A 1622-nucleotide genomic window follows, 5' to 3' on the forward strand; every position below is an offset into this window, starting at 1 on the left:
CCCGGGTGTTCAGGTCAAGGCCCAATTCGTGGCTTGTCGGGTGAGGCCGAGGTTGAGCAGGCGGCGGAGGTTGAGTCCGGCGATGCGGGTGCGCAGCCACCAGGTGTTGGCGGTGGTGCCGTGGTAGCGCAGTTTGCGGCAGCGGCCTTTCGGGCCGATGAGCCAGGCGATGGATCGTTCGACCATGGGCCGATGCTGGCGGTAGGTGGCGCGCAGGCTGGGGTTGGTGGCCCAGTCGCGGCGGGCGGTGCGTAGCAGCGCGTCGTGTGGGTGCAGGGTGAGCGTGCGGCCGTCTTTGGCGGTGGTGCACTGTGCGCGTAATGGGCAGCCGCGGCAGCCGGCACCAAACGTGGCGGTGCGTTTGGCGCTCAGCCGCCGGGTGAGCCCGCCCGGGCAGGTGACGGTGCCGGTGTCCTCGTCGACGGTGAAGTCGTCGAGGGTGAACCCGCCGGGCACGGCCGGGCGTAACGGGCCTGGTTTGATGATCGCGGTGTGCCCGGCCACGCCGAGGGCGGCGCGGGCTTCGCCGGTGCCGTAGGCAGTGTCACCGAGCACCTCGAACGCACGCGGGTCGTCGGTGGTGGCTGCGTCGATGTCCTGCTGGAGCAGGGCCAGTCCGACGACGGCCTCGTGGTTGCTCTCACCGGCGGCTTCGGTGAGGGTGGCGCCGGTGAACAGGCCGGTGTCCGGCTCGATGATGACGTGGCCTTTGAACCCGTCCTGGCGGTGGTGAACCGTCTTGTGCACGTGCCGGGCCTGCGGGTCGACGGTGGAGATCACTCGCTCCGGCGCGACCCGCCGGGCGATACGCCACCGCCCGTCGGTGCCGTCGGAGCCCTCGGCCGGCTCCACGTCCTGCCCGGCGACCAGAGCGAGGAGGGCCAGCGCCTGCCCGGCCGGCTCGTCCAGTTCGACACCGGCGAACGTCGCCACGACCGAGGTCGCGTCGCCCACCAGCGCCGAGACCAGCGCGTCGCGGGCGGTCTTGTCGTCCCAGGCGATACGGGGCTTGCCCGGATCGTCCCAGTCATGAGCATGACAGGACGCGGCGATGATCTCGGCCGCGCCGGGCACCTCCCGCCGCACCCGCCGCATCGCCGCGATCAACTGGGTGATCGTGTCCTGAGTGGCCACCGCGTCGTCGAAGACCACCGAGTCCAGGGCCCGGCGGGTCTTGCCCTGCAGCACTCCCGTCTCGGCGATGACCGCCCGGACCGCTTCGAAGATCCGGTCCGGGCGGTCCGAGGCCCGCAGCCGCTGCCGCCACACCGTCAACGTCGTCGGATGGTATCCGGCATGATCGATCGGCAGCCCACACGCCACCTTCCACCGCAGATCACAGCGCAGCGCGGTCATCGCCTCCGGATCCGACAGATCCTGCAACGTCTGCAGCACCAACACCGAAGCGATCACCGCACCCGGCACCGACGGGCGGCCCCGCCCGGACGGGAACAGGTCCGCGAACAACCCATCCGGGAACACCTCATCGCGGTGTCCGGCCAGGAAGGCGTACACACTGCCCGCCGGCACCAGATGCCCCACCAACGCCGCCGTATCCAACAACTGCGCGGCGGAACCCGACCTACCCTGCACCCACCTATTATCGACCAAACCCGATCAAA

Annotated in this window: 1 protein-coding gene; it reads right to left on the reverse strand. The window is 70.4% G+C overall.

Annotated features, from left to right (window positions below; translation table 11 throughout):
* Positions 1–9: 9 nt before the first annotated feature.
* The gene (locus tag IEZ31_RS55635; RefSeq protein ID WP_190258270.1) at positions 10–1593 is read right to left on the reverse strand and encodes an IS1182 family transposase; all 1584 of its coding nucleotides are present in this window, start codon (positions 1591–1593) and stop codon (positions 10–12) included.
* Positions 1594–1622 lie beyond the last annotated feature (29 nt).

Source organism: Dactylosporangium sucinum (genome assembly GCF_014647515.1).
Lineage (GTDB): Bacteria > Actinomycetota > Actinomycetes > Mycobacteriales > Micromonosporaceae > Dactylosporangium > Dactylosporangium sucinum.